The organism is Ruegeria sp. L11 (genome assembly GCF_056531755.1).
Map to the genome: position 1 here is coordinate 801,148 of NZ_JBQFMI010000001.1, position 25,623 is coordinate 826,770.

Annotated in this window: 27 protein-coding genes and 1 pseudogene; 12 read left to right on the forward strand and 16 right to left on the reverse strand. The window is 56.9% G+C overall.

What is annotated here, in order from left to right:
- Positions 1–214: 214 nt before the first annotated feature.
- Complete coding sequence (locus ACR0CE_RS03975; protein ID WP_480831019.1) at positions 215–556, reverse strand: hypothetical protein; 342 nt, start codon at positions 554–556, stop codon at positions 215–217.
- A 217-nt stretch (positions 557–773) separates the two neighbouring features.
- On the opposite strand from ACR0CE_RS03975, the gene ACR0CE_RS03980 reads away from it, so the two are divergent.
- Both ACR0CE_RS03980 and tpiA read left to right on the forward strand, forming a co-directional pair.
- The gene (locus tag ACR0CE_RS03980) at positions 774–1,139 is read left to right on the forward strand and encodes a HesB/IscA family protein (protein WP_480831021.1); all 366 of its coding nucleotides are present in this window, start codon (positions 774–776) and stop codon (positions 1,137–1,139) included.
- A gap of 149 nt (positions 1,140–1,288) precedes the next feature.
- Positions 1,289–2,038 (forward strand): triose-phosphate isomerase, encoded by a 750-nt coding sequence (gene tpiA / locus ACR0CE_RS03985; protein ID WP_480831023.1) that lies wholly within the window; start codon positions 1,289–1,291, stop codon positions 2,036–2,038.
- A 9-nt stretch (positions 2,039–2,047) separates the two neighbouring features.
- On the opposite strand, the gene ACR0CE_RS03990 is transcribed toward tpiA, so the two are convergent.
- The 7 genes from ACR0CE_RS03990 to ACR0CE_RS04020 all read right to left on the reverse strand — a co-directional run bounded on the left by ACR0CE_RS03990 (position 2,048) and on the right by ACR0CE_RS04020 (position 9,442).
- Entirely contained in the window at positions 2,048–2,563 is a 516-nt protein-coding gene (locus tag ACR0CE_RS03990; protein ID WP_480831025.1) for a nucleoside deaminase, read from the reverse strand.
- A complete protein-coding gene (locus ACR0CE_RS03995) occupies positions 2,548–2,871 on the reverse strand; it encodes a DMT family transporter (RefSeq protein WP_480831027.1) in 324 nt (107 codons plus the stop codon). Before ACR0CE_RS03995 ends, ACR0CE_RS03990 begins: the two co-directional genes overlap by 16 nt.
- A 153-nt stretch (positions 2,872–3,024) precedes the next feature.
- Positions 3,025–4,401, reverse strand: coding sequence for a TRAP transporter large permease (locus ACR0CE_RS04000; RefSeq protein WP_480564953.1), 1,377 nt, complete (start codon positions 4,399–4,401; stop codon positions 3,025–3,027).
- A complete protein-coding gene (locus ACR0CE_RS04005) occupies positions 4,401–5,078 on the reverse strand; it encodes a TRAP transporter small permease (protein ID WP_480485779.1) in 678 nt (225 codons plus the stop codon). Before ACR0CE_RS04005 ends, ACR0CE_RS04000 begins: the two co-directional genes overlap by 1 nt.
- A 116-nt stretch (positions 5,079–5,194) precedes the next feature.
- Positions 5,195–6,196: a DctP family TRAP transporter solute-binding subunit gene (locus ACR0CE_RS04010; protein WP_480558509.1), complete on the reverse strand. Its 1,002-nt coding sequence runs from the start codon at positions 6,194–6,196 to the stop codon at positions 5,195–5,197.
- 286 nt (positions 6,197–6,482) lie between these two features.
- Positions 6,483–7,712, reverse strand: a complete 1,230-nt coding sequence (locus ACR0CE_RS04015) for a sigma-54-dependent transcriptional regulator (RefSeq protein WP_480831030.1) — start codon at positions 7,710–7,712, stop codon at positions 6,483–6,485.
- Complete coding sequence (locus tag ACR0CE_RS04020; protein ID WP_480528423.1) at positions 7,709–9,442, reverse strand: sensor histidine kinase; 1,734 nt, start codon at positions 9,440–9,442, stop codon at positions 7,709–7,711. The genes ACR0CE_RS04015 and ACR0CE_RS04020 overlap by 4 nt, the downstream gene beginning before the upstream one ends.
- A 46-nt stretch (positions 9,443–9,488) precedes the next feature.
- Here ACR0CE_RS04020 and ACR0CE_RS04025 point away from each other — a divergent pair, with 46 nt between their 5' ends.
- Positions 9,489–10,670: a cytochrome P450 gene (locus tag ACR0CE_RS04025; RefSeq protein ID WP_480481137.1), complete on the forward strand. Its 1,182-nt coding sequence runs from the start codon at positions 9,489–9,491 to the stop codon at positions 10,668–10,670.
- A gap of 45 nt (positions 10,671–10,715) precedes the next feature.
- Here ACR0CE_RS04025 and ACR0CE_RS04030 read toward each other — a convergent pair whose 3' ends face one another.
- A complete protein-coding gene (locus ACR0CE_RS04030; protein ID WP_267365581.1) occupies positions 10,716–11,198 on the reverse strand; it encodes an Lrp/AsnC family transcriptional regulator in 483 nt (160 codons plus the stop codon).
- A 174-nt stretch (positions 11,199–11,372) separates the two neighbouring features.
- Between ACR0CE_RS04030 and cobA the strand changes: the two are divergent.
- The 7 genes and pseudogenes from cobA to infC form a co-directional block, all read left to right on the forward strand.
- Positions 11,373–12,119: pseudogene (cobA, locus tag ACR0CE_RS04035) on the forward strand (uroporphyrinogen-III C-methyltransferase); the annotation flags it as partial.
- Entirely contained in the window at positions 12,119–12,433 is a 315-nt protein-coding gene (locus tag ACR0CE_RS04040) for a DUF2849 domain-containing protein (protein WP_480505356.1), read from the forward strand. The pseudogene cobA and the gene ACR0CE_RS04040, both read left to right, overlap by 1 nt.
- Before the next feature lie 65 nt (positions 12,434–12,498).
- A complete protein-coding gene (locus ACR0CE_RS04045) occupies positions 12,499–14,163 on the forward strand; it encodes a nitrite/sulfite reductase (RefSeq protein WP_480772639.1) in 1,665 nt (554 codons plus the stop codon).
- Positions 14,153–14,914 (forward strand): phosphoadenylyl-sulfate reductase, encoded by a 762-nt coding sequence (locus ACR0CE_RS04050; protein ID WP_480831033.1) that lies wholly within the window; start codon positions 14,153–14,155, stop codon positions 14,912–14,914. Before ACR0CE_RS04045 ends, ACR0CE_RS04050 begins: the two co-directional genes overlap by 11 nt.
- The gene (locus ACR0CE_RS04055; RefSeq protein WP_267365587.1) at positions 14,911–15,318 is read left to right on the forward strand and encodes a DUF934 domain-containing protein; all 408 of its coding nucleotides are present in this window, start codon (positions 14,911–14,913) and stop codon (positions 15,316–15,318) included. Before ACR0CE_RS04050 ends, ACR0CE_RS04055 begins: the two co-directional genes overlap by 4 nt.
- A 107-nt stretch (positions 15,319–15,425) precedes the next feature.
- A complete protein-coding gene (locus ACR0CE_RS04060) occupies positions 15,426–16,259 on the forward strand; it encodes a ferredoxin--NADP reductase (RefSeq protein WP_209504075.1) in 834 nt (277 codons plus the stop codon).
- Between the two features lie 245 nt (positions 16,260–16,504).
- Positions 16,505–16,966: a translation initiation factor IF-3 gene (gene infC, locus ACR0CE_RS04065; protein WP_480481680.1), complete on the forward strand. Its 462-nt coding sequence runs from the start codon at positions 16,505–16,507 to the stop codon at positions 16,964–16,966.
- A gap of 57 nt (positions 16,967–17,023) precedes the next feature.
- Here infC and ACR0CE_RS04070 read toward each other — a convergent pair whose 3' ends face one another.
- The 3 genes from ACR0CE_RS04070 to ACR0CE_RS04080 are packed head-to-tail and all read right to left on the reverse strand — an operon-like array spanning position 17,024 to position 19,576.
- Positions 17,024–17,482 (reverse strand): hypothetical protein, encoded by a 459-nt coding sequence (locus ACR0CE_RS04070; RefSeq protein ID WP_480831035.1) that lies wholly within the window; start codon positions 17,480–17,482, stop codon positions 17,024–17,026.
- A 7-nt stretch (positions 17,483–17,489) separates the two neighbouring features.
- Positions 17,490–18,806 carry an aspartate aminotransferase family protein gene (locus ACR0CE_RS04075; RefSeq protein ID WP_480831036.1) on the reverse strand — a complete coding sequence of 439 codons (1,317 nt, stop codon included), beginning with the start codon at positions 18,804–18,806 and terminating at the stop codon, positions 17,490–17,492.
- Entirely contained in the window at positions 18,803–19,576 is a 774-nt protein-coding gene (locus ACR0CE_RS04080; protein WP_480831038.1) for a beta-keto acid cleavage family enzyme, read from the reverse strand. The genes ACR0CE_RS04075 and ACR0CE_RS04080 overlap by 4 nt, the downstream gene beginning before the upstream one ends.
- Before the next feature lie 86 nt (positions 19,577–19,662).
- Between ACR0CE_RS04080 and ACR0CE_RS04085 the strand changes: the two genes are divergently transcribed.
- Positions 19,663–20,562 carry a MurR/RpiR family transcriptional regulator gene (locus ACR0CE_RS04085; protein WP_480558525.1) on the forward strand — a complete coding sequence of 300 codons (900 nt, stop codon included), beginning with the start codon at positions 19,663–19,665 and terminating at the stop codon, positions 20,560–20,562.
- A 43-nt stretch (positions 20,563–20,605) separates the two neighbouring features.
- On the opposite strand, the gene ACR0CE_RS04090 is transcribed toward ACR0CE_RS04085, so the two are convergent.
- Positions 20,606–21,607 (reverse strand): molybdopterin-binding protein, encoded by a 1,002-nt coding sequence (locus tag ACR0CE_RS04090; RefSeq protein ID WP_480831041.1) that lies wholly within the window; start codon positions 21,605–21,607, stop codon positions 20,606–20,608.
- Complete coding sequence (locus ACR0CE_RS04095; RefSeq protein WP_480537744.1) at positions 21,604–22,572, reverse strand: XdhC family protein; 969 nt, start codon at positions 22,570–22,572, stop codon at positions 21,604–21,606. Before ACR0CE_RS04095 ends, ACR0CE_RS04090 begins: the two co-directional genes overlap by 4 nt.
- A gap of 224 nt (positions 22,573–22,796) precedes the next feature.
- On the opposite strand from ACR0CE_RS04095, the gene ACR0CE_RS04100 reads away from it, so the two are divergent.
- Positions 22,797–23,303, forward strand: coding sequence for a hypothetical protein (locus ACR0CE_RS04100; RefSeq protein WP_480537742.1), 507 nt, complete (start codon positions 22,797–22,799; stop codon positions 23,301–23,303).
- Positions 23,304–23,307: 4 nt separating this feature from the next.
- On the opposite strand, the gene ACR0CE_RS04105 is transcribed toward ACR0CE_RS04100, so the two are convergent.
- Together ACR0CE_RS04105 and ACR0CE_RS04110 are read right to left on the reverse strand one after the other, a co-directional pair.
- Positions 23,308–24,567: a vWA domain-containing protein gene (locus ACR0CE_RS04105; protein ID WP_480537740.1), complete on the reverse strand. Its 1,260-nt coding sequence runs from the start codon at positions 24,565–24,567 to the stop codon at positions 23,308–23,310.
- Positions 24,568–24,625: 58 nt separating this feature from the next.
- Positions 24,626–25,534, reverse strand: a complete 909-nt coding sequence (locus tag ACR0CE_RS04110; protein WP_480481163.1) for an AAA family ATPase — start codon at positions 25,532–25,534, stop codon at positions 24,626–24,628.
- Positions 25,535–25,623 lie beyond the last annotated feature (89 nt).

The following is a 25,623-nucleotide window of genomic DNA, read 5'->3' on the forward strand; positions in this document are numbered from 1 at the left end:
TTCCCGGGTACTTGTCACAAAACATTGGCGTTTTTGTTACCTGCTCGTGCTGTCCCTGTCACAATGTTGCAGGAAAAGACCTGTGGACGGCACCAATCAGTGTCGCCTCGGGCCAGACATGATTTGACCGCCCCCCGAGTTCCGGCCCCGAAACACGGACCGTTCTTGCCCGAGAACGGTCCTTTTCTTACCCAGATACCCGAACGTCGGGTAATCAGTTCAAATTGCAGGTCTTTTTGATTTTCGCAGATCTGGCGTCAAGTTGATTGATGTAGTCCCCCGACAGCATTTGCAGCCGTTTGTGTTCCGTTCCTGTGACCAGCCCCAAAAGTGCCCCGGCAGGAGTAATGGCGGCAACACTTTCCAACTGTTGGTCCTGCGCGTGCTTTTTCTCGGCCGCGATGGCGCGCAAATCGCCCTCGGCGGTCGCGCAGTTTACTGGATGCCTCTCTCCATCATTGGTGGCCGCCGCATCATCCGGAACAAACAGAAGAACTGCAATGGTAAGCACCGCGCGCATCAAGATCGAATTAACAATCGCCTGTAAATCATTCACAATATTATCCTTTCTGATAGTATTTCAAAGCAAACCGAGTTAACGGCTGACCAACTTGAACCCATTCAGTTCCACGGTCTCACGGTTGGATATCTTCAGCGAACCCATTCTGAATGCCGGGTTGTTTCATCCGGATAAAACTCTTTATAACACACCGTCTTGAGCCTTGACCTCCTGAGCCCTAAATTAAACGCAACGCGCGACAACGGAGACTTACATGTTCGGCATTCCCGGCAAACAGGCTGTGACCATGACGCCCAAAGCCGCAGAACAAATCACCCGCCTGATGAACTCGGGTGGCCACGCTGGCTTGCGCATTGGCGTCAAGAAAGGCGGCTGTGCGGGTATGGAATATACCATGGAATATGTCGATCAAGCCGATCCGCATGACGAAGTTGTCGAACAGAATGGAGCACGCGTCATGATCGCGCCAATGGCGCAGATGTTCCTGTTCGGCACTGAAATCGATTACGAGGTGTCGTTGCTGGAATCAGGTTTCAAGTTCAAGAACCCGAATGTTGTCGACGCTTGCGGTTGTGGTGAATCCATCAAATTCGATGAAAGCATCACGCAGCAATCCTAGTTTGCGCCGGGTAATCCTGTGACACGGGCCCGACCGAACGACGTATTGTCGATCATAGCGCTTGAACCCACCCGATCCGTGGAATTGTAAGATCGCGTCGACAATGCTATCCGCATCCTAAATCATCGAATGATCAGGGAGATACGGGTATGCGGCGCAGGCTTGCGGCAGGAAACTGGAAAATGAACGGAACCGGTGCTGCGCTGAGCGAGCTTGAAGCACTGTGCAAGTCTCACCCAGACGCTTCGGTCGATATCCTGATCTGCCCTCCGGCAACATTGCTCAGCCGCGCCGCAGACACCGTACGAGGGTCAGCAGTTACCGTTGGCGGGCAGGATTGTCACGCGGCAAGCGCGGGCGCGCATACAGGCGATATCAGCGCCGGGATGCTGCTGGACGCGGGCGCGACGTCAGTCATCCTGGGTCATTCCGAACGTCGCGTAGACCATGAAGAACATGACGAGGATATACGCGCCAAGGCCCGTGCAGCGATGGACGCGGGGTTGAAAGCGATCATTTGCGTAGGCGAAAGTCTGGAGCAACGCGAGGCGGCAAATACGCTCGACATAATCGGCGGTCAGATGTCGGGGTCGATCCCGGATCAGGCAACCGGCGAGAACCTGATCATTGCATATGAGCCGATCTGGGCCATCGGCACCGGCAAGGTTCCGACGTTTGATGAGATTGGGGAAGTTCACGACTTCATCCGCGCCCGGCTAGAGCGCCGCTTTGGCGAAGGTGTGGGCCGCTCTGTCCGTCTTCTGTATGGTGGGTCGGTCAAACCCTCCAACGCGGCGGAGATCTTTGCGGTTTCAAATGTCGATGGTGCGCTTGTGGGTGGCGCCAGCCTGAAGGCCGGGGATTTCACGGGCATTATTCAGGCGCTGGAGAGCGTCTAGGATTCGCCTTTACTCGGCAATATCTTCGGCCCAAAGCTCTGGCTTTTCTTCGATGAACCGCTGCATCAGTGCGATGCAGTCAGGATCGTTGACTATCACCACCTCGACACCGCGTTCGCGCAGGAAGTCTTCGTTGCCACCAAAGTTCTGGGTATCGCCGATCACCACACGCGGGATACCAAACTGAACGATAGTGCCCGAGCACATCATGCAAGGTGACAACGACGTGTAAAGAACCGTATCCCGATAGGTTTTCTGACGTCCCGCTTCACGCAAGGCATCCATTTCGCCATGTGCGATCGGATCCCCGCCCTGCACACGTTGATTACGCCCTTGTGAAACAATATCGCCACCCCGCGCCAGAACTGACCCGATCGGGCATCCACCTTCGTCAAACCCGGCTTTGGCCTCGTCATAAGCAACGCGTAGCAGGCGCTTGTCGGTCTCGGTCAGCATTCCGGTCTCCATTTCCCGTGTTTCCTGAACCCTGCCCAAGCGCAATAGCTTGGTCAATAAAGGGCGCATGCCAGCTTCATCAGGATAAGACCCGTCACGATCAGAAGGGCCGCGAGAATCCGCGCAGGGCTTAGGGCTTCGCCCAGAAACAGGATACCGACACAGAACGCCCCCACTGCCCCAATACCCGTCCAGATGGTGTAAGCCGTGCCTAATGGCAGGTCGCGCATCGCCAGCGCCAACAGGCCGAAAGAGCCGATCATCGAAAGAGCCATCAAGGCCGTAGGCCACAATCGGGTGAAACCAGCCGATTGCTTCATCGCTACAGCCCAGACGATTTCCAACAGGCCAGCAAAAAGAAGAAAGATCCAGGGCATATGACAACCTCGTATTCGTTCGGGTCGTCCCGAAAGATGTCCCATTATGGGGAGGTCGTCCTCTGAACCCGAGTTAAGCACTTGATGCCGGGGTTCAAGATACGAAAAAACCGGGCAGTCGAAACCGCCCGGCTACGTACATCGTCAAACCACTTAATTGGTTATGATTTCCGGGCCCATGAAAGTGTTGGGCAGGAATGTCGAGATCCACGGTATATACGTCACCATAATCAGGAAGACGAAGAGAACAGCGAGGAACGGCAGCGCTGCCCTAACAACGCTCATCATCGGCATACCTGCAACGCCCGAGGTTACGAACAGGTTTAGACCAACCGGAGGCGTGATCATTCCGATTTCCATGTTCACCACCATAATGATGCCCAGATGGATCGGATCGATGCCCAGCTCGATGGCAATCGGGAACACCAGCGGTGCGACGATCACCAACAGGCCCGACGGCTCCATAAACTGTCCACCGATCAGAAGGATCACGTTCACAACGATCAGGAACGCCACCGGCCCTAGCCCTGCGGTCAGCATCGCCTCGGCGATATGCTGCGGCACCTGTTCGTCCGTCAGAACATGCTTAAGGATCAGCGCGTTGGCGATCACGAACAACAACGTCACCGTCAGCTTGCCCGCCTCGAACAGTGTATGCTTGGTATCCGGGTGAAAGAACGCCGCGACCAACGCGTAAGGCTTTTTCAGCAGCGGCAGGTTCTGTGCGTCCCCTTCCGTACTCAGCGGACCCATGTCCTTGTAGACGAAACTGGCGATGAAAAAGGCATAGACGGCAGCAACCGCGGCAGCCTCGGTCGGGGTAAAGATACCCCCATAAATGCCACCCAGAATGATAACGATCAGGAACAGGCCCCAACCGGCCTCGCGGGCCGAGGTAAAGACCTCACCCCACCCCTTCCATTCACCCTTGGGCAGGTTCTTGACCTTTGCCATGACATAGATGGTGACCATCAGCATGAAGCCAGCCATCAGACCGGGAATAACGCCAGCCAGAAACATGCGCCCAACTGAAACTTCGACGGCGGCAGCATACACAACCATCACGATGGACGGAGGGATCAGGATGCCCAGCGTACCCGCGTTACAGATCACACCGGCGGCAAACTCCTTGGAATACCCAACCTGGCGCATACCTGCGATGACAATCGACCCGATCGCCACAACCGTGGCCGGGGACGATCCTGACAGCGCGGCAAACAGCATACAGGCAAACACGCCCGCAATCGCCAGACCGCCGGGCAGATGCCCCACGCAAGCAATCGAGAAACGGATGATCCGACGCGCTACACCACCTGTCGTCATAAAGGACGAGGCCAGAATGAAGAACGGGATCGCCAACAGGGTGAAATGCCCCTCGAACGCCTCAAACAGCGTGCCTGCAACTGAAGCCAGCGAACTGTCGGAATAGATCAGCAGGAACAGGGTCGAGCTGAGGCCAAGTGCAACCGCAATCGGAACCCCGATCAGCAGCAGGCCGATGACCATCGAGAAAAGAAGGATAACGTCCATCAGTCATGCACCCCTTGTTGTGCGCGGACTTCTTCAATCTCGTCCTCGACTTCGTGGCTGGCGACAAGGCGATCGGTCTCACCACGCCAAATTTGAACGGCGACCTGCGAAAACCGGATCACCAGCAGCAGCATGGACACCGGCAGAACCAGGTAAGGTACGACCTTGGGCAGTTTTTCATACCCCTCGCCATAGTTGATCAGGTCTTCCAGAAAGCGCAGCGGAGCGACCATGGGGATGTCGTCTACCTCGTAGAAACTCTGGCTGCGTGCGCCGAAATCGAACCCGGTCGGGAACCAGCGGCCCGATGTTGGCGGCAGATCTGCAAAGACGGCCCAATAGTCATATGCCCCTTTGAGCATCAGCAGCGAGAACATCAGACAGAACCCGACCGAGACCAGCGCCATAATGCGCCTCGGTGCTGGCGCCAGCATGTTCAGGATTGCATCCACACCCAGATGAGCATGTTTCTTGACCGCGTAAGATGCGCCCAGCAGCACCAGCCAGCCAAACGTGAACACTGTCAACTCAAGCGCCCATAGGATATTTGAATTAAAGACAAACCGCGCGATCACGTTGGCAAATGTAACGACCGTCATAAGGCCCAAAAGCAACGCGATCAGGGTTTCTTCGATATGGTCGATCAGCCCGCCCTGGCCGGAGTTCGCACCAGACATCTTTCAGTCCCCGCATTTTATTGAAGAGAGAGTTGAGAATGGGGCGGGCCATTTCAGCCCGCCCGGCCTGCGCGTCGAATACTCCCCAGTCCCCTGACGCGCGGCCTTTGACCGGATCAGAACCCGGCGTTGATGGCCTGCGCCGCGTCGATCTTGTCCTGACCCACGTCACCAGCGAATTTGTCCCAGACCGGTTTCATTGCGTCGACCCAGGCCTGACGCTGTTCAGGGTTCAGTTCACGAATGACGCCGCCCGCATCGATGATCGAGGCTTTGGCCGCTTCGTTCACAGCAAAGGCTTCTTTGTTCCGGGTCTCGGTAACTTCGGCCAGAATAGTCAGGAACTGATCCCGCACCGCCGGATCAAGACTGTCCAGCCAATCCACCGATGTCACGACCAGATAGTCGATGATGCCGTGGTTGGTTTCGGTGATACCGTCCTGCACCTCAAAGAACTTCTTGCCGTAGATGTTCGACCAGGTGTTCTCCTGCCCGTCCACAACGCCCTGTTGCAGCGCGCCATACACTTCCGAGAAGGCCATTTTCTGCGGGCTGCCCCCGATGGCTTCCATCTGTGCCACCAGCACATCTGACGACTGCACGCGGAACTTCAGACCGTTTGCATCCGACGGATCAACCAAAGCCTTATTGGCCGACATCTGCTTCATGCCGTTGTGCCAGAACGCCAGCCCTTGCAGGCCGCGGCGCTGCATGCTGTCTTTCATCGCCTGCCCTTCGGCCGAGGCCTGGAACGCGTCTACAGCGTCGACATTCTTGAACATGAACGGCAGGTCAAACAGGCGGAACTGTTTGGTGAACTTCTCGAATTTCGACAGCGAGGGCGCGGCCAGTTGCACGTCGCCCTGCAACATCGCTTCGAGAACTTTGTCATCGTTGTAGAGCGTCGAGTTCGGGTAGACCTCAACACACATCGTGCCGTTCATTTCATCGTTGACCCGCTGCTCCAACAGCGATGCCGCGATACCTTTGGGGTGTTTGTCGGTGTTCGTCACATGCGCGAACTTAACGACGATTTCACCTTCGTCGCATGCAGCCATACCAGCCGTTGCGGTTACTGTCAGAGCAAGCGCTGTTGCTGCCGTTGTCAGAAGCTTCATCTGATATCCTCCCAGAGTTCCTTGAAACTTGCAGTCGACGCCGGGTAAGCGCCGTATGGCGTGCAGTGAAGCGACTCAGGGTAAAGCACACAACTTTTGACTGCGATTGCGGAAAGTGTCTGATTACCTGTTTAATACCAAAGTGTTACGCCGTTGCTGGTTCAGGTTCTGCGCTTCCCAGGTCCGAGCCGTGCGAAAACTCGCACATCCTCAGAGCGGCTTGTGCGGATTTCCGCACAATTTCCGAATCACTTCTTCGAATCAGATGTGCCAATCCGGTTCCTGCTTATCTGCGGTAATCCTCGGGACGAATCTGGTAGCGCGCCAGCTTGTCGTAAAAGGTCTTGCGCGGCAGCTTCAGCGCCTTGGCCGCATCTGACGCTTTTCCATTGTGGCGGCCCAAAGCTGCAATCAACAAAGATCGTTCAACCCGCGCCATCTGTTCGCTCAACCCCAGATCCGTAGCCTGCGCAACCTCCTCAGGCATCCCAAGAACAAACCGCATCGCTGCTGACATCAGCGAACGGGCGTTGCCCGGCCAGTCGCTGGCCATCAAGGCCGCCAGATGTTCAGACGAAATCTCGGGAATTGCGATGCCTGCCTGCTCGGCCGCTTGCGCCACATAGTGACGAAAGATAACCGGAATGTCGTCGGGGCGTTCCGCCAGTGAAGGAACACGCACCCGCATTACATCCAAACGATAAAACAGATCAGCGTTGAACCGCCCCTCCGAACTTAACGCAGACAGATCAGCGGTTGTTCCTGCAATAATGCGCCCCCCCGGACCCCGCTCGATGATCTCCAACGCCGCAAACTGCGTGGCTTGGGGCATGGCGGACACTTCGTCCAGAAACAGGGAACCACCCACGGCATCGCCGCAGCTTTGGGCAAGGTCATCGGGGCTTAGACTTGAAGCCGGACGTTTGACAAAAGGCCCCTGACCAGCGGGCGACATCAGGTGAACCACTTCGGCTACTTTGGATATGCCGCTGCCCGGCGGGCCGGTAACAAGGACTTCGGCCCCCGTCGGTGCGACGGTCCGCACACGATCTCGCAGCGCCTCGGCTTGCGGAGACAGACCAAACAGCAAACGTGCGGCCGGGTCCCCCCTTTCAAGTTCGGATTTCAGGGCGCGCTGTTCCAACACTTGGGTGCGGGCTGCGAATGCGCGTTCAAGAACGTCCATCAGGTCAGACGCAGCGCAGGGTTTTTCGAGAAAATCAAACGCTCCTTTTCCGATGGCTTCTACGGCCATTGGGATATCACCTTCTCCGGTCAAAAGGATCACCGGAAGCTCGGGGTCGATGTCCCGAGCATACGCCAACAAGTGGAAGCCATCCCGCCCGGGCATTCGAATGTCCGAAATAATCACACCGGGGAAATCCCGCCGAATATGATCCTTGGCCGCCACAAAAGAACCGGCTGTTGTCGGTGCGTAATCTGCAAGTTCAATGGTTTGCGCCAATGCCTCGCGAACAGCTGCGTCATCATCGACCAACAGAACCCTGCGCATCATGCTGCCTCTTCTTTCCCGTAGGGCTCCAGCTCGACGGTAAACACTGCGCCATCAGCCGTGTTTGCCCCGCGGATTTCACCCCCAAAGCTTTGAACAAGACCATATGATATAGAAAGACCAAGCCCCAGACCTTCAGAGGAACCTACGCTTTTGGTCGAATAAAACGGCTCGAACACCCGGTCGGGGTCTTCAATCCCCGGGCCGGTATCCTGCACAGAAACGCGCAACCGGTCTTCTTCGTGCATCACAATCGAAATGTGCCGCTTGGGTCGCCCCAGCATCGCATCCGCCGCGTTATTGATCAGATTAACAAAGACCTGCACCAAGCGGACTTCCCCCCCCCAAACATAAACCGCAGCCTGTCCCGGTTCCCATTCCAGCGTCACATCATCGTCACGCAAACGGGTTTCGGTCAATTCGACGGCAGTTTTCAGAACCTGCACCAGATCGACCCGACCCATCGGTTCGCTTTCATTGCGAGCGAACGCGCGCAGGTTCTTGATGATCCGGGCCATGCGGGCGGCCATTTCCGAAATACGCCCAAGGTTTTCACTGGCCCTGTCACCTTTGCCGCGTTCAAGAAAGGCCGTACCATTGTCGGCGAATTGCTGGATCGCCATCAACGGTTGGTTGAGTTCGTGGCTGATCCCCGCCGACATCTGCCCCAACGCGCTGAGCTTACCTGCCTGCACCAGCTCTGCCTGCGCTTTTTTCAGTGCTGCTTCGGCCTCCTGACGTTCTGCAACTTCGCGGCGCAATGCGGTGTTTGCTTGGGTCAAAGCACGGGTACGCTGCGCCACCCGGCTTTCCAGAACCGTGTTGGCATTCGCCAGCGTCCGTCGCCGTTCCATCGCAAGATACAGCATCGCACCAAACGCCAGACAGATCGCGGCGACCGCCGCCGCCTGCAACCCGGCAAGTCGCCGGGCCGGGGCCACGTCCACCAAAACCTCGGCGGTCATATCGATCACAGGCAATTCAAGCGTTAGGTGCAACGCATCGCGTGGCAAATACCGCCCCCAGTTCAGCCGCCACAATTCATGCTGGCCGACCCGCGTCGCGGCAAAATCCACCGAGGCACCCTCTGGCGGTGTCAGCCCGGACTGGCCAACCTCGCGGCTCCAGAACAGCAAGTCCGACCGGTTTGAGATGAAGACGACGCCGTCAGAATCAACAAAGAAAACGGCTTCGGTACTGCCCCGCCAAGTTTGTTCAATATCCTGGACATCGGCAACCACCATCACTGCACCTTCGACTTGCCCGGAGGCGGCAAAAGTCGGAGCGGCATAGGAATATATCCGGTCGCCACTGTCCGGAGCCACCTCATGCGCTGTGCCAGCCGCACCCTGCATGGCGCGCCTGAACGCTGGATGTGCGGACATGTCTCGCTGTGCCACTGGCTGTGCGGCGACCAGAACCCGACCGCTGCGATCCAGGTACATCATGTTGACGGCCGCTGTCTTGTCGGCAACGTCCAGCAACATCGCTTGCGCGTCATGTATTTGTGTCGGTGTATCCAACGCGTGCAAGGCGGGATGTGTCGCCATCAGAACCGCCAGTTCCTGGTAGACCTGCATCTGGGTGCTGAGCCGATCCGCCGCCAGTTCAAGGTCGGCTTCGGCCTTGTCGCTTAGCTGAGACAGCGCCTGACGATAGCCATAAGACCAAACAAAACCTGACAGCAGCCCGACAGCGGACAAAAAACCGACAATGATCCAAACTCTCTGCATAGACAGGGTCTTGCATTCAACGCGGCTCGTGGCAAGTGTGCGTCGCATGAAGTCATTCTCGCAATCCCCGACAGACCCGGGTTTCGTTCAGAACCCCTACCCTTTCTATGATCAGGCCCGCGCTGCTGGTGATCTGTTCTATTGGCGCGACTACGATATGGCTGCTGCGACGTCCTGCCGTGCCGTGCGGGCACTTCTTCGCGACCGCCGGTTTGGGCGGGAAGTTCCGCCTGAATGCGCGATACAGGGCCCCGCCCATTTGGCCCCCTGGCTGGCTATCGAAGCCCATTCGCTGCTTGAAGCTGAACCCCCGCGACATACCCGCCTAAGGGCGCTTGTTATGCGCGCTTTCACGTCGCGGGAAATATCTGCGTTGCAGCCTTCCATAGAATCGCTATGCCACAGTCTTGTCGAGGCGTTTCCGAATACACCTTTCGATCTGCTGAGCGCTTATTGCACTCAGGTCCCGGTGGTAACTATCTGCCGACTGTTGGGCGTTCCCGAAGACATGGCGCCCAACCTGTTGCAGTGGTCGCATGACATGGTCGCGATGTATCAGGCCAACCGGACACAGGCGACCGAGGATAAGGCCGCCAAGTCCTCTCAGGAGTTCACGGATTTCCTGTTGGGATACATTAAACAACGACGCAACGATCCGCGTGACGATTTGATCACCCGGCTTATCAGCGCCGAGAAGGAAGGCGAAAAGCTGTCCATCGACGAACTGGTCGCAACATGCATCTTGCTGTTGAATGCAGGTCACGAAGCAACGGTGCATTCGCTGGCGAACGGTGTGAAAACCCTGTTGCAAACACATACCAGCCCCGACGTTCTAGGCCCGGACCAGATCGACGCAACGATTGAAGAAATCCTGCGCTATGACCCGCCCCTACACATGTTCACACGCTATGCGTATGAAGACGTTGATATGTTTGGGCATTCGTTCAGACGCGGTGATCAGATCGCACTTTTGCTTGGCGCTGCAAACCGCGACCCTGCGGTCTGGGATGAACCCGACAGGTTTGATCCGACGCGCTCGATTGAGGTCAACACAAGTTTTGGTGGAGGCATCCATTTTTGCGTCGGCGCACCTTTGGCAAGGTTGGAAATGCGCATAGCTCTGCCCATTCTGTTCAACAGCTGCCCGAACCTGCGGCTTGCCGATCCGCCGACCTATTCAGACAGCTATCACTTCCATGGTCTGGAACGGTTAATGGTTCAGGTCTGACCTGTATAAGGCGCGGATCGATCCGGCGCTGGCAGTACCTGCCTTCTATGCCCCTTCAACCAATGCGTTGAGGGGAAGCATCGTTGTGGACTTGATTTCTTCCATCGACAATAGCGCGGTCACATTGTGCACCCGTACCTCCGAAATCAGCGACTGGTAGAATTGATCATAGGCGCGCGCGTTCTTGACCCGAACCTTGAGAATATAATCAATGTCGCCTGCCAGCCGATGCGCCTCCTGCACTTCGGGATGTTCGCGCAATGCCTTAAGGAACTTGCGCTGCCACTCAGCCTCGTGTTCCGACGTGCGGATCAAAACAAAGAAAGTCGCCTCAAACCCTAGCGCTTCGGCATCCAGCAAAACCGTTTGCTGACCAATGATTCCCGCACTCTTGAGCTTACGAATACGATTCCAGACAGGCGTCTTTGAACTGCCGACCCGAGCCGCTATTTCGTCCAGTGACTGCCCTGCATCACGTTGCAGCTCGGCCAGAATTTTCCGATCCGTATCATCTATCCGCACCGACATTCCAATATTCCTTCCACATCGAAGCTTTCGTTCCAAAATTTTGTTTCGATGGAACGTTTGTCCTTTTTTGAGCGCCCATATGGCACTTTGGTGGGAATATTTCCTATATTGAGGGTCAAGTCAAACCACACCCGAGATGATCCGATGCAGGACGTTCGCACAACAGGCACCAAAGGGCATGTCGACTTTGTCGGCGCAGGTCCGGGCGACCCCGAGTTGCTGACACTCAAGGCGCTGACTGCGTTTGAGCGGGCTGATGTTGTGCTGCATGACCGCCTTATCAGTGAACCCGTACTGGACATAGCCGGTCAAAGCGCCGCCTTGGTTGATGTCGGCAAAGCCGGGTTCGGCCCATCCTGGAAGCAAAGTGATATCGACGCGCTTTTGGTCGAATATGCCTTGAAAGGTAACCGCGTGGTCCGCCTGAAGTCCGGCGATCCCACTGTCTTTGGCCGTCTGGATGAAGAGATCGAGGCCGTCGAGGCGGCTGGAATTTCGTGGCAGATCGTTCCCGGTATCACGGCGGCATCTGCCGCGGTGGCTGGAATCGGCCAAAGTCTGACTCAACGCGGCCGGAATTCCTCGGTGCGGTTTCTGACCGGGCACGACATGAAAGGTTTTGCCGATCATGACTGGAATGCCCTGGCACGGGCCGGTTCGGTTGCTGCGATCTATATGGGCAAGAAATCTGCCCGCTTTATCCAGGGTCGCCTGATCATGCATGGCGCCGATCGCGCCACCCCTGTCACACTGGTCGAAAACGCCTCGCGCCCGAACCAGCGGATACTGGCCACCACACTGGATCAACTGCCCGCCGATCTGGCCGCCGCCGAAATGGATGGACCGGCCCTGACATTCTATGGCCTTGCCCCGCGCGAAGCGGCGCAGGCCGTAACCGAATTCAACAAGGAGCTTGCCTGATGGCCCGCGCTTTTACCCCCAAAGTCGTCACCGCAAATGACTTGCTGGTAGGTGACGTCATTTACCAGACCGAAGATGACAGTTGGACGCGTGAACTGTCGCAGGCGGAACTGATCACTGACGAAGCACATGCACAGGTGCGTCTGCTAGATGCGGCGCGTCAGGCAAGTAAAGTCGTGGGCGCCTATCTGGCTGATGCCGTTGCTGGCAAAAACGGCCCAGAACCCACCCATTTTCGGGAAGATTTCCGCCGGACTGGTCCGTCCAACTATGCCCACGGCAAACAGGAAACTTCCCAGCAGCCCCGGGCCTGACCTCTGGCCATCTCTCTCCCCTTCAAGGCCCCAAGGTTCGGGGCTGCAAACAAGGACAGCTAGACATGTATCGCTACTCCGAGTTCGACACAGCATTTTTGGCAGAACGTAACGCGCAGTTCCGCGCCCAGGTGGAACGCCGCATCGACGGCTCGTTGACCGAAGACGAATTCAAGCCGCTGCGCCTGATGAATGGGCTGTATCTGCAGCTGCACGCCTACATGCTGCGCGTCGCCATTCCCTATGGCACGCTGAACAGTGCACAGATGCGTCAACTGGCGCTGCTGGCCGAGAAGTGGGACAAAGGCTATGGCCATTTCACCACCCGTCAGAACATCCAGTACAACTGGCCAAAGCTGAGCGACGTGCCGGATATGCTGGACGCGCTGGCCGAGGTTGGCATGCACGCCATCCAGACTTCGGGCAACACCATTCGCAACGTGACCGCCGACCACTTTGCCGGTGCCGCTGCAGATGAGGTCGCTGATCCCCGCCCTTACGCCGAATTGCTGCGCCAATGGTCGACCGACCACCCGGAATTCCAATTCATGCCGAGAAAGTTCAAGATCGCCATCACTGGCAGTGAAAACGACCGCGCAGTGATCAAAGCGCATGACATCGGCCTGCAACTGGTCGAACGTGACGGCGTTCTGGGCGCTCGCGTCATTGTTGGTGGTGGCCTTGGCCGTACGCCCATGATCGGCAAGGAATTGTCCGAGTTCGTCGCCTTTGACGACCTGCTGGCCTATCTGGAGGCCACCGTTTCCGTATGGAACCAGATTGGTCGCCGCGACAACAAGTACAAGGCACGTATCAAGATCACCGTGCACGAGCATGGCATCGACGCTATCCGCGCCAAGGTCAACGAACGCTTCCTGAAGGTCCGCCCGCAGTTCAAAGGCGCGGATATGAACCTGCTGGAAGAGATCAAGGGCCACTTTGCACCACCTGCCTACCGTGAAGGCTCGGTCGCGTCGTTTGAAAGCACCTATACCAACGATCCGGTCTTCCGGTCGTGGGTCGACACCAACATCGCGCCGCACAAGAACGCGGACCATGCGATCGTCACGATCTCGATCAAGAAGCATGGAGCAACACCGGGCGATGCAACTGCCGAGCAAATGCGCGTTATGGCCGATCTGGCCGAAGAATTCGCCTATGACGAGCTGCGCATCAGCCACGAGCAGAACGTGATCCTACCGCATGTCCACAAATCGGACCTGCCCGCGATCCACGCCAAGCTGAAGGAATACGAACTGGCCACCGCCAACATCGGTCTGATCAGCGACATCATCGCCTGCCCGGGTATGGATTATTGCGCGCTGGCGACGGCGCGTTCGATCCCGGTTGCTCAGGAAATTGCAACACGGTTCGAGGACCTGAAGCTTGAGCATGACATCGGCCACCTGAAGATCAAAATCTCAGGCTGCATCAACGCCTGCGGTCATCACCATGTTGGCCACATCGGCATTCTGGGTTTGGACCGCGCAGGTGTCGAAAACTACCAGATCACTTTGGGTGGCGATGCGACCGAAACTGCGGCAATTGGTGATCGCACCGGTCCGGGCTTTGCCTATGACGAAATCGTTCCTGCCGTGGAGCGCATTGTCGACACCTATCTGAACCAGCGTGCAAGCGCAGAGGAGACATTCCTGGAAACATATCGCCGGGTGGGCATGGCGCCGTTCAAAGACGCCCTCTACCCCGAGGCCCGCGCAAATGCCGCTTGACCTGATCCAGACGGAACTGGGCCGGGACAGACGCGAACTGACTGAACGTGTCGAAGGCTTGAATGCCCAGTTCCGGCACCACAGCGCTCATGATGTCATGCATGGAGCGATTGACGAGATCGACGAGCTTGCCTTGGTCTCGAGCTTTGGCGCGGAATCCGTCGTGCTGTTGCATATGGCGGCGGTGGTGAACAAGGCAACGCCCGTTCTTTTCGTGGACACGCAGATGCTGTTCACCGAAACGCTGGAATACCAGCAGGAGGTGAGCGAGCGTCTGGGGCTTACCAACATTCGCATCATCCGGGCCGAGGATGCAGAGGTTGAACGCGAAGACCCATACGGCGCATTGCGCCTGCGCGACACGGACGCGTGCTGCAACCTGCGCAAGACTTTCCCGCTGCAAAGGGCACTGGTGGGGTTCGATGGCTGGATAACCGGACGCAAGCGGTTTCAGGCAGGCACGCGCGCTGCGCTGGAATTCTTCGAGGTCGAGGACGGAACAGGCCGGATCAAGGTCAACCCGCTCGCCCATTGGGCGCCCGAGGATGTGCGGGCCTATATGGAAGAAAACAACCTGCCCCGGCATCCGCTGGTGGCCAAAGGATACCCTTCGATCGGCTGTGCGCCCTGCACCTCGCCTGTCAAAGAGGGCGAAGACCCCCGCGCCGGACGGTGGCGCGACCAGAACAAGGAAGAATGCGGCATCCATTTTGTCGATGGCAAGATGATGCGCATCGGAGAGAAAACATGAACGTAATCGTAACGGATGAGGGCTTTTCGCCTGATGACTGGACCGACGGCTTTGTCACTCTGGATGATGCCGCCAATGACGTGGTCGCGCTAGACGTGAGCTCGGAGACAGACCCGGACGAACTGTTTGACCGGTTGGGCGGCACGAGGCTGGTTCGGGTAGACTTCCCGTCTTTCGCAGATGGTCGCGGATTTACCATCGCTCGCACATTGCGCCTGAAGGGCTACAAAGGCCGGCTGCGCGCCAAAGGGCATGTGCTTGCCGATCAATACGCCATGGCGCGCCGCAGCGGCTTTGACGAGGTCGAGATCGACGGAGAACTGGCAGACCGCCAACCCGAGGATCAGTGGCTGGCCCGCGCGAACTGGAAAGAGAATAACTATCAGGCTCGCCTGCGCGGCTGATCCCGCGATTGCCAGCCTGTGACGCAAAGGGGGCAATCTGTCCCCTTTTCCTGACTTGGATCAAAGATTAAACGGAGATGTCGGTTTAGCAGACCGGCAGGTAAACGATGACAGAGATGAAGCCCGTGAGCGAAGCAACCGCCGTAAAAGTCCCCGTCCTGCCGGACGCGCAAACTGTAACCGATGTCAAACACTGGACCGACAGCCTGTTTTCTTTCAAGGTGTCGCGCCCGGCCTCGCTGCGTTTCCGCTCGGGCGAGTTTGTGATGATTGGTCTTCTGGGCGACAACGGCAAGCCGTTGCTGCGCGCCTATTCCATCGCCTCGCCCTCGTGGGATGAAGAGCTGGAGTTTTATTCGATCAAGGTTCAGAACGGCCCGCTGACCTCAAAATTGCAACATATCAAACCGGGTGACCAGATCATCCTGCGTCCAAAACCGGTTGGCACCTTGGTGCATGACGCCCTGCTGCCCGGCAAACGCCTGTGGTTCTTTGCGACCGGCACCGGCTTTGCGCCCTTTGCCTCGCTGCTGCGTGAACCGCAGACCTATGAGGATTATGATGAGGTCATCATCACCCACACCTGTCGCGAAGTGGCAGAGCTGGAATATGGCCGTCAACTGATCGACAGCATCCGTCAGGACGAACTGTTGGCCGAACTGATCGGTGAAGGATTTGCCGACAAGATCCGCTATTACCCGACCACCACACGGGAAGAGAGCCCAAAGATGGGTCGCATCACCACTTTGCTACAGGACGGCACCGTGTTTTCCGACTTGGGTATTGACGGTGGCATCAAGCCCGAAACCGACCGTGCAATGGTTTGCGGTTCGCTGGCTTTCAACCTGGATATCAAGGAAATCCTCGAAGGGTTTGGATTGCGTGAAGGTGCCAACTCGGAACCCAAGGAGTTCGTGATCGAAAAAGCCTTTGTCGGCTAAAGCAACCCTGCGTTCAGGGCTTTGCCACCCTGAACGCGAAAAACACCGGCAGAAAACAAGTTTTTTCGCATTACCCTGTATTTATGCCGCTTGAAGTGCGGCCCTGCCCGGTTTAAATTCCGGGCTCGAAATTCTGCAATCATCAAAGGAATGAACCCATAGCTCGCAGACCTCACAACGCGCCGCCACAAAGAGACACCGGCCCGCGCGTCAATGATAAGATCCGTGCCCCCGAAATTCGCCTGATTGGCGCCGAAGGTGAAAACGTCGGGGTGGTTCATCCCGCCAAAGCCATGCAGATGGCCGCAGATGCAGGTCTTGATCTGGTCGAAATCTCGCCCAATGCGAACCCACCGGTCTGCAAGATCATGGATTTCGGCAAGTACAAGTACGAAACGCAAAAACGCGAAAACGAAGCGCGCAAAAAACAAAAAGTCATCGAAGTGAAAGAGGTCAAATTCCGACCGAACACCGATACGCATGACTATGACGTCAAAATGAAGAACGTCTTTAAGTTTCTGGAAAAGGGCGACAAGGTCAAAGTCACCCTGCGCTTTCGTGGCCGTGAAATGGCGCACCAGAACCTGGGTCGCGAATTGCTGGAACGTGTGGCCGAAGACATCAAAGAGGTCGGCAAGATCGAAAACATGCCGAAGATGGAAGGCCGTCAGATGGTCATGATGATCGGCCCGCTTCCGCATAAGTAATCTGCTTAAAAGACAGAAACGATCAAAGCCCCTTCGCTGCCGAAGGGGCTTTTTTGTTCAGGTCGCGCGTCTGCTTCGTAACCAGTTGACCGCATCTCTGAAGTCGAAAAGCAAGGAAATTATGTCAACGATCAGAAGCACCCAAAGAAACTTGATAAAGGCAATGCTCAGGGTCGCATCGGAAAAAAACAAAAGCGTTACGATGACAACCAGTGGAACCCAGCACAGAATGTGCGGCAAAGCCATCGCACCGCTCATCCCGCGCGCAACCGCCATGATGGGTATGTTCAGCGCCATACCGGTCATCGCCAGAACAGCGATGAGCATCCCCTGCGGCTGATCCAGGAAAGCAAGCGGAACCAAATTAACCGGCACCAATATTACGGCCACCCAGATCTGAACCCAAAGGGGAAGCGCGCGGAAGCTGCGCCAAATATCCAGCACCATTGATTTCGCCTTTTCAGATACTTCTCCCGCGACACTAACAAATAAGCTGCGGGCGAACAGTGCGTTCACGGTAATGTCAAAGCACGGCGGAAATGGCGCGTTCCAGTTTACTGACGAGTTCGCCTATCTGTTCCGCTTCGATGATAAAAGGCGGCGCCAGCAGGACATGATCGCCGTTCCGGCCATCCCGCGTGCCTGCCATGGGATAGCAAATCAACCCTTCAGCCAGTGCTGCCTTTTTCACCTTTCCTGCGATGCCACGTGATGGATCAAAAGGTTCCTTGGTGTCACGGTCAACGACCAGTTCAATACCTCGGAACAACCCACGACCACGGATATCTCCCACGTTCGGGTGCTGTCCGAATGCTGCCTCAAGGGCGGATTGCAGCTTGTTGCCCATGACCCCGGCACGCGCAGGTAAATCCCGTTCGGTCAACTCACGGACCACCGCCAATGCGGCGGCTGTGGCGACCGGATGACCGACATAGGTGTGCCCATGCTGGAAAAACCCTGATCCATCGCGGATCGCGTCATAAATCTTGCCGGTGCACAGCATGGCCCCGATTGGTTGATATCCAGCCCCCAACCCCTTGGCAATACAAAGAATATCTGGTTCGATACCGTCATGATCGCAGGCAAACAGGTGACCGGTTCGGCCCATACCGCACATCACCTCATCCAAGATCAGCAACACACCATAGTGGTCGCAAATCTCGCGAATACGCTTGAAGTATCCTTCAACCGCAGGAACTGCGCCAAGGGTGGCCCCGACCACTGGTTCGGCCATAAATGCCATGACCGTATCGGGACCCAGCCGCAGGATTTCGGTTTCCAATTCATTCGCCACACGCTGGCCGTAGTCAAAACTGCTCTCGTCTTCCGGTTTTTCGGCATATTCGTAGCAGGCAGAGATATGGGTCATCTCGATCAGCATCGGGGCGAATTGTGCCCGTCTCCATGCGTTACCCCCTGCGGACAAAGCCCCCAAAGTGTTGCCGTGATAGCTTTGCTTTCGCGCGATAACGTGACGGCGTTCAGGTTGTCCGATTTCAAGGAAATATTGGCGCGCCAGTTTGATTGCCGCTTCGGTCGCTTCGGACCCGCCCGAAACAAAATACACACGGTCCAGATCCCCCGGTGCATGCCGGATCAACAATTCGGCCAAAGCCTCGGCCGGTTCCGATGTCATGAACCCGGTATGTGCAAAGGCGATCTGTTCCACCTGCTGCTGTACCGCTTGGATCACGGCCTGATTCGAATGACCCAGACATGATACCGCGGCATCACCGAAATCCAGGTATCGCTTGCCCTCTGCATCAATCAGATAACAGCCATCGCCGCCAACCGCGACGGGGAGGTCCGATTTCGTGTGACGTGGGAAAACATGACTCATTTCTTTGCCCTTCCAAGCAATTCAACTAATGCTGCGACCGAAGCCGCGTTATCTGCCCAAGGTCTGCCATCCGGCCCCGTCAGACTGTTTTCAAACCCAACCCGCACGTCACCACCGCGTCGTGCAGCCTCGGCCAGACAGGCATGTTCTTGCGCACCAAAGGCGCACACCATCCAACGAGCCGGGCTTTTTGGAAAAGCCTCGAGATCGGCTGGCATAGATTGCTGTCCATCGCTGTATCGCCCCAGAACAAGCAAACGGTCTGTCTGGTTCGCCTGTACGATGCCCTGAGCGCGCCAATGGTCCAGTAATCGTGCATCGTCAGCATCATACAGTATATGTTGAACCCGCGTGCCCTGATCCGCGCATTGTGCATAGACCCTGGGTGCAAGGTTAAGGTCGCGGGCGATTTCACGCACCGAGATTGAGGCCCATTCAGGTCGCACCTTTTGCAAACAGTCCAGTTGCGATGCTACGTCAAACCGCCCAACGGCTTCGGTCGTGATCTGTAGCTCCATTTTTTGAACCTCTCGCTGCAATTCCGCGAGCGTTTCCCGGTACAATCCGGCGTCCAGTGAATGCAGTCCGTCTGCATCTCGAATATGCAGATGCAACCCGTCCGCACCCGCAGCATGACAATCCCGTGCTGACGTGACGATCTGATCAATCCTGAGCGGTAAGGCGGGATGATCCAACGCGCTCCGCCGGGCGCCGTTTGGCGCAACCAGAATGTAGGGCCTGTCCAAGCTGTCGGTTGTTTTTGATGTCATAGCACCACCCAAGTCTTTGCCTTCAGTTAGATTCGCTGGATGACGTTTTCAATTTACACTAAAGAAAACATATGTTTCTTTTTGGCATGGCACCCACCCTTGCAGCCTTGACCAGCCAAATTCGGCGCGAGATCGACGAGATGCCTGCGCAGATGCAAGTCGCGGCGAAATATATCATCGACCATCCCGGTGATTTCGGCCTGAACCCGGTCCGGGTGACCGCTGACCGGATCGGCATCAGCACCAGTGTTCTTGTTCGACTGGCACAGCGTATGGGTTTCGACAGTTTTGACGCCTTCCGCCACCCATTTCGCCTTGCCCTCACAACAGACAGCGAAGACAGGATAGGTCATGGGTGGCTAACCACATCACCCGGACAAGACCCTTTCCACGGCGCACAGGCCAGATTCGCGCGCAATGAGATGAATGTTGTGTCCCGCTCTCTGCGTCTGATGGAGCCGAATTTGGCCAAGCGTGCCGTTGAATACATGGTGTCTGCACGTCACTGTTATGTGACCGCCACAAGGGCCAGCCATGCGCTGGCCTATTATTTTCACTACGCCGGCCGCATGGCCCATCCCGGGTTACAGCTGATACCTCGGCACATGGGCTCGGCCATCGATGACCTTGTCGAGGCCACGTCTGCGGATTGTTTGTTTGCGATCACGGTCCATCCCTACTCCGCAGATACGATCCAGTCGATGCGCTTTGCCCGCGATCGGTCTATGAAGATTGTACTGCTTTCGGATAGCGAGGTGATTGCCCCCGGCGTCAACCCGGATGTGGTTCTGCCCGTCAGCACCCGCACATTACATCCGTTTTCAAGCTTTTCCGGCGCGATGGCGGTTCTGGAATGCCTGCTCGGTCATCTCTTTGATGCAGGAGGAGACGCTGCACGGGACAGGGTCGAACAGTTTCAAAAGGCGCGGGAGGACACCGGCGCGTATTGGCGGCCCGGCGTGTTGCCAAGGATGAGAAAACCCTAGAATATGAATAGTACATACGCAATATAGCGGACCTTGGCGGCGGTCAGTCGTTTCGTTTCGCCCGCGGCTGGGGTCTGGTTGGGATTTCCTTCAGCAATCCGCCAACACCCATTCCGGCAATATCTGCGCCTGTTGTTTCAATCCCGCATGCGACACGCGACAGCACCCAATCCGCCCCATTCAACGCCGGAGAGCGGGCGCATCCCGGCAAACCGATCACAGGTCGGCCTTGCAGGTCTCCCAGAAACAGCAGGTTTCCCGGATCAACCGGCATACCAAAGCGATCAATCGTCCCACCGGCCTGCCGAACGGCCGACGGTGCGACATCGTTTGGGTCCGAGGTGGCCGAACCCGTCAATATCATTAGCAGATCACCCTTCCCCTTAGAAATCGCGCTGGTCAAGGAATCTGTTCGATGCGGAACAATCTGCACATCCGAAAGCTCCATTCCCAATGCCTCGACCCGTCCCCGAATGGCGGCAATCCCCTTTTCGTTCGGTGGCCCACCGGGTATCTCTGAGACAACAAGACCGGCTGTCCGATGAACTGGCCGCGCCAAACGCACAGCTCCTTGTGCCAGCCCGGCGGCGCGCTGAACATCAGCCTCTGGCACGGCATATGAGATGACCTTAATGGTCGCCACCATGCCCTTCGCCCCCATTTGCTGGTACTGTGGAACGGTCGCAACGGTAATCATCGGATTGACCAGATTGAACATTTCAAGTGCGCGAACATCAAGCACGGCAACCCCGGGCCCATCGGACAAAAGATTTACCCGCCCGGTAAATGCCTCGGTTACCCGCAAGTTGGCTGAAGCTGGATCAGGTGCCAGCGCAGACGCCAGTTTGCGTGCCGCCTGATCTTCATGGCAATCACCGGTATCCAGCCGGGCAACAATGACCTCGCTTAGACCAGCCTTTTCCAGTTGCGCCAAATGTTCCGAGCGCAATTCAAGCCCTTTGCGAAACTTTCGCCCATCCGCTGTAACCGAATGCGCCAGAATGGCCCCCTCTGCCTGGGACACCGGCACAGGCCCAAATTTCATGCTTTCCCTCGCAGAACGGCCGTTATCTGTGCCAGTATCGCAACCGCGATTTCCGAAGGACCGGCGGCCCCGATATCCAGGCCAATGGGACCATGAATGCCAGAGATTTGCGCATCGGTGAAACCGGCCGCTTTCATACGCTCAATGCGCTTGGCATGGGTGCGTGTTGACCCCAATGCACCGATATAGAACACATCGGCGTCCAACGCGGCTTGTAGCGCCGGATCATCGAGTTTTGGGTCATGTGTCAGCAGGACAATAGCGGTCCGCGCGTCCAGTCCAAGATTCGCAACGGCTTCATCCGGCCAATCCGTCAGGATCGTTTCACCGGGAAAACGCGCACTGGACGCGAAGGCGTCACGCGGGTCGATAATTGTTGGATCATAGCCCGCAATCCGCGCCATCGGCACCAGAGCCTGCGCAATGTGAACCGCCCCAACAACCAGCAACCTCAGCGGTGGGTTATGTACTGCGACAAAGGTCTGGCCATCCTCTTCGAACCCTGACCGATCCATACGCAGCCTGTCGGCATAAGCGTTGCGGCGCAGCGCCCTGCGCCCGGTCTCGATGTTGACTTCGTAGGCAACGGGCGTTCGAGCGGCCCGAGCGGCAACCAGTTCCGCCAACATAGATTCTGGCAGGACTTTTCCTATGGGTTCGACAAGAATGCGTATGGTCCCCCCACAGGCCAAACCAACCGCGAAGGCATCGTCGTCACTGACCCCGAATTCAAGCAAACGCGCTTCGCCTTCATCAATGGCTTCAAGCGCCTCGACGATAACAGCACCTTCGACACATCCACCAGAAACAGAGCCTTCTATCCGACCATCGCCGCCAATCACCAATTGGGATCCCACCCGCCGCGGTGCACTGCCCCAGGTTTCGACAACCGTAGCGAGCGCCGCGCCGCGCCCGCTGCGGTGCCAGTCAAGCGCCGTTTCAGGACTGTTGTCGAATCGCTCCATCGGAACCTCCGGATGACCTATGACACCAACATAAGCGGGATTTGCGGGATGAAAAGCGCATCAGGCTTACCAAAAGGTCTATATTGAACCCCATAAGGCAACGCCACGGCCTGAAAGATATTCAACAAATCATAGCATTGATTGTTTGTGACCCGAGTTCTAGCCTGTACAGGCAACCGGCATCGGGTCTGGCTTGCATACCAAACAATTCATAGATCGGAGACATGCAGTTGAAACGTATTCTTGCACTGGGCGCGGCAGTTGGTCTTTTGACTTCAACCGCAGCGTGGGCTGACACATTCCAACGCTTTGGAGAGGTTGAAGGCTGGAAAGTCTTCATCGACAATGAAAAGAAATCCTGCCTGATCGAGGCCGTCGATGATGCGGAAAACGTCGTTCAGATGGGACTGACCGAAGATCGCGGTGTCGGATATGTCGGCGTGTTCACCAAGGCTGAAACCGATATCAAACGTGGCGAGACGCAAGAAGTTGCTATCCTGCTGGGCGACAACATCTATCTGGGTGAAGCGACCGGCATGAAAGGTAACATCACCAAAGGCTATTCCGGTGGATATGTCCTGTCGGACAGCCCTCAGTTCGCGGATGATCTGGCCAAGAAAAAGGTCATGATCGTTTTCCCTGAGACAACATATGCCTTCACAGTCGATCTGACAGGCACTTACAAAGCCATGGAGATGGCCCGCAAGTGCAATGAAGAACAGCTGTCGTAAGCTGCTAGTCGGAAAGCGCGGCCATCAGCCGCGCTTTCTGCCCATGATCGTCGGGTTGTGAAATCGCTGTGGCCAAGTCTTCGAGTGAGGCAATCGAATGCCCTGCGCGAAAACTGTCAACATGCGGCAGCATCGCGGCAACCCCTTGCGCCCTGGGCGCGAACCCGTCCCAACGCAACAAGGGATTCAGCCAGATCAGGCGTTTTGAGGACAGGTGCAGACGCTCAATCTCTTTCCTAAGGAGCTCGGGATCACCTCGCTCGAGCCCGTCGGTGATCAGCAGAACAACCACCCCTTGCCCCATCACCCGGCGTGACCAGTCCCGATTGAATTGATGCAGGCACTCGCCGATACGAGTGCCGCCCTCCCAATCCTGTGCCTCGGCACCTGCGGCGGCAAGTGCCGCGTCTACATCTCGTTGGTGCAGGTGGCGCGTTATGTTGGTCAGGCGTGTGCCGAATGTGAAGGCATGGACCTTGGCCCAACCCGCTCCCTTGGTGTTCGATACCGTGTGCAGGAAATGCAGGATGATCCGACTGTACTGGCTCATCGAGCCGGAAATATCGCAAAGTGCGACAAGATTTGGCCAGCGCGGTTTGGGTTGTAGTCTGGCAATATCGCGCAACTCACCCCCTTGCCGCATGGCCGCGCGCAAGGTGCGGGCACGGTCGATGCGGTGCCCCAGATGGCTGGTCTGCCCGCGGCGTGATTCAATTGGCTTTACTGGCAGTGTCATCCGCGCCAATACGCGCTTGGCCTGCGCGATTTCGGCCGTGCTCATCTGCTCGAAGTCCAGATTGCGCAGCCGCTCCTCGGACGATGCAGTCTGGGTTGCGTCGATTTCGATCTCGGTTTCGTCTTCCCCTTGTCCTGCAGCGTCCGGCAAATCACGCTCAACCCCGTCCAGCAGCGCCTCAGCTGCGCGCTTTTCACCGGCATCGGCCTTGCGTTCTTCCTGAACGCCGCGAATTGCAGGAAGCATCATAGCCATCATGTGTTCCATGTAACGCGGATCTCGCCAGTACATTCGGAAGACTTGCGCAAAAACCACGCGGTGTTCCGGGCGGTTCACGAAACAGGCGTGTAAGGTCCAATAGAAATCCTGTTTCTCGGAAAAACCTGCCGCCTGCACCGCACGAATTGCGTCGATCACACGACCGGGTCCGATTGGCAGCCCAGCCTTTCTGAGTGCGCGGGCAAAATGGGTGATGTTGTGCGCCAGCTTTGGGTTGTCTGGGATATCCAGCGGAAGTTGTTCGGCCATCAGACGTTATGGGGGCTCTGCCCCCATACCCCCGGAGTATTTGGAAAAAGATGAAACATCAGACCGGTTCGAGCGTGGCCTTGGCCTCGTCGAGGATGCGTTTGGCCTCGGACCCCTGAAGTTTTTGAATGTCGTCCTGATATTTCAGGATCGCACCCAGCGTGTCGCCGATCACCTCGGGGCTGAGGTTCAACACATCCAGCGCCAACAGGCATTTCGCCCAGTCGATGGTCTCGGCCACACCGGGTTTCTTGAACAAATCCTCGGTGCGCAAACGTTGAACGAAGGCTACAACCTCGCGACTAAGCCCTTCCGCAGCTTCAGGCGCGCGCGCATGCAGAATTTCGATCTCACGTTCGAAATCAGGATAATCAACCCAGTGATACAGGCAGCGACGCTTGAGGGCATCGTGCACTTCGCGGGTCCGGTTCGACGTGACAATTACAATCGGTGGTTCGGGTGCTACAACAGTGCCCAGTTCAGGAATCGTGACCTGAAAATCACTCAGAGCTTCCAGTAGAAAGGCTTCGAACGGTTCATCGGTCCGGTCCAGTTCGTCGATCAGAAGAACCGGCGCTCCATTTTCGTCCGGGCGCATTGCCTGCAACAAGGGGCGTTCGATCAGGTATTCATCCGAAAACAGTTCCGCCTGCAACGCGCCCCGGTCGGCCCCACCTGCGGCCTCGGCCGTTCGGATCGCGACCATCTGCGCCGGAAAGTTCCATTCGTAAACGGCAGAAGACGCATCCAGACCTTCGTAGCATTGCAGACGGATCAGGCGCCGGTTCAACCCGGATGCCAGAGCCTTGGCGATCTCGGTCTTTCCCACCCCTGCCTCGCCTTCCAGAAACAACGGGCGTCCAAGCTTCAGCGACAGGAACACAACCGTCGCAAGGGCGCGACCACAGACATAGCCCTGACGACCCAGCATCTGCTGCACGGCATCGATGGAAACTGGCTGTGTCATGGAACCCCTTTCTGCTTTAGGGATAAACAGGTCATGCAACCGTCTGGCCGTCAAGGCCTCAACCTTGCTCAGAGCTACGACGTTCAGGT

Bases quoted from the DNA above. Each gene is read 5' to 3' on its own strand.
- ACR0CE_RS03980 (WP_480831021.1), top strand. From the start codon at position 774: ATGTTCGGCATTCCCGGCAAACAGGCTGTGACCATGACGCCCAAAGCC.
- tpiA (WP_480831023.1), top strand. From the start codon at position 1,289: ATGCGGCGCAGGCTTGCGGCAGGAAACTGGAAAATGAACGGAACCGGT.
- ACR0CE_RS03990 (WP_480831025.1), bottom strand. From the start codon at position 2,563: ATGCGCCCTTTATTGACCAAGCTATTGCGCTTGGGCAGGGTTCAGGAA.
- ACR0CE_RS03995 (WP_480831027.1), bottom strand. From the start codon at position 2,871: ATGCCCTGGATCTTTCTTCTTTTTGCTGGCCTGTTGGAAATCGTCTGG.
- ACR0CE_RS04000 (WP_480564953.1), bottom strand. From the start codon at position 4,401: ATGGACGTTATCCTTCTTTTCTCGATGGTCATCGGCCTGCTGCTGATC.
- ACR0CE_RS04005 (WP_480485779.1), bottom strand. From the start codon at position 5,078: ATGTCTGGTGCGAACTCCGGCCAGGGCGGGCTGATCGACCATATCGAA.
- ACR0CE_RS04010 (WP_480558509.1), bottom strand. From the start codon at position 6,196: ATGAAGCTTCTGACAACGGCAGCAACAGCGCTTGCTCTGACAGTAACC.
- ACR0CE_RS04015 (WP_480831030.1), bottom strand. From the start codon at position 7,712: ATGATGCGCAGGGTTCTGTTGGTCGATGATGACGCAGCTGTTCGCGAG.
- ACR0CE_RS04020 (WP_480528423.1), bottom strand. From the start codon at position 9,442: ATGCAGAGAGTTTGGATCATTGTCGGTTTTTTGTCCGCTGTCGGGCTG.
- ACR0CE_RS04025 (WP_480481137.1), top strand. From the start codon at position 9,489: ATGAAGTCATTCTCGCAATCCCCGACAGACCCGGGTTTCGTTCAGAAC.
- ACR0CE_RS04030 (WP_267365581.1), bottom strand. From the start codon at position 11,198: ATGTCGGTGCGGATAGATGATACGGATCGGAAAATTCTGGCCGAGCTG.
- ACR0CE_RS04040 (WP_480505356.1), top strand. From the start codon at position 12,119: ATGGCCCGCGCTTTTACCCCCAAAGTCGTCACCGCAAATGACTTGCTG.
- ACR0CE_RS04045 (WP_480772639.1), top strand. From the start codon at position 12,499: ATGTATCGCTACTCCGAGTTCGACACAGCATTTTTGGCAGAACGTAAC.
- ACR0CE_RS04050 (WP_480831033.1), top strand. From the start codon at position 14,153: ATGCCGCTTGACCTGATCCAGACGGAACTGGGCCGGGACAGACGCGAA.
- ACR0CE_RS04055 (WP_267365587.1), top strand. From the start codon at position 14,911: ATGAACGTAATCGTAACGGATGAGGGCTTTTCGCCTGATGACTGGACC.
- ACR0CE_RS04060 (WP_209504075.1), top strand. From the start codon at position 15,426: ATGACAGAGATGAAGCCCGTGAGCGAAGCAACCGCCGTAAAAGTCCCC.
- ACR0CE_RS04075 (WP_480831036.1), bottom strand. From the start codon at position 18,806: ATGAGTCATGTTTTCCCACGTCACACGAAATCGGACCTCCCCGTCGCG.
- ACR0CE_RS04080 (WP_480831038.1), bottom strand. From the start codon at position 19,576: ATGACATCAAAAACAACCGACAGCTTGGACAGGCCCTACATTCTGGTT.
- ACR0CE_RS04085 (WP_480558525.1), top strand. From the start codon at position 19,663: ATGGCACCCACCCTTGCAGCCTTGACCAGCCAAATTCGGCGCGAGATC.
- ACR0CE_RS04090 (WP_480831041.1), bottom strand. From the start codon at position 21,607: ATGAAATTTGGGCCTGTGCCGGTGTCCCAGGCAGAGGGGGCCATTCTG.
- ACR0CE_RS04095 (WP_480537744.1), bottom strand. From the start codon at position 22,572: ATGGAGCGATTCGACAACAGTCCTGAAACGGCGCTTGACTGGCACCGC.
- ACR0CE_RS04100 (WP_480537742.1), top strand. From the start codon at position 22,797: ATGCAGTTGAAACGTATTCTTGCACTGGGCGCGGCAGTTGGTCTTTTG.
- ACR0CE_RS04105 (WP_480537740.1), bottom strand. From the start codon at position 24,567: ATGGCCGAACAACTTCCGCTGGATATCCCAGACAACCCAAAGCTGGCG.
- ACR0CE_RS04110 (WP_480481163.1), bottom strand. From the start codon at position 25,534: ATGACACAGCCAGTTTCCATCGATGCCGTGCAGCAGATGCTGGGTCGT.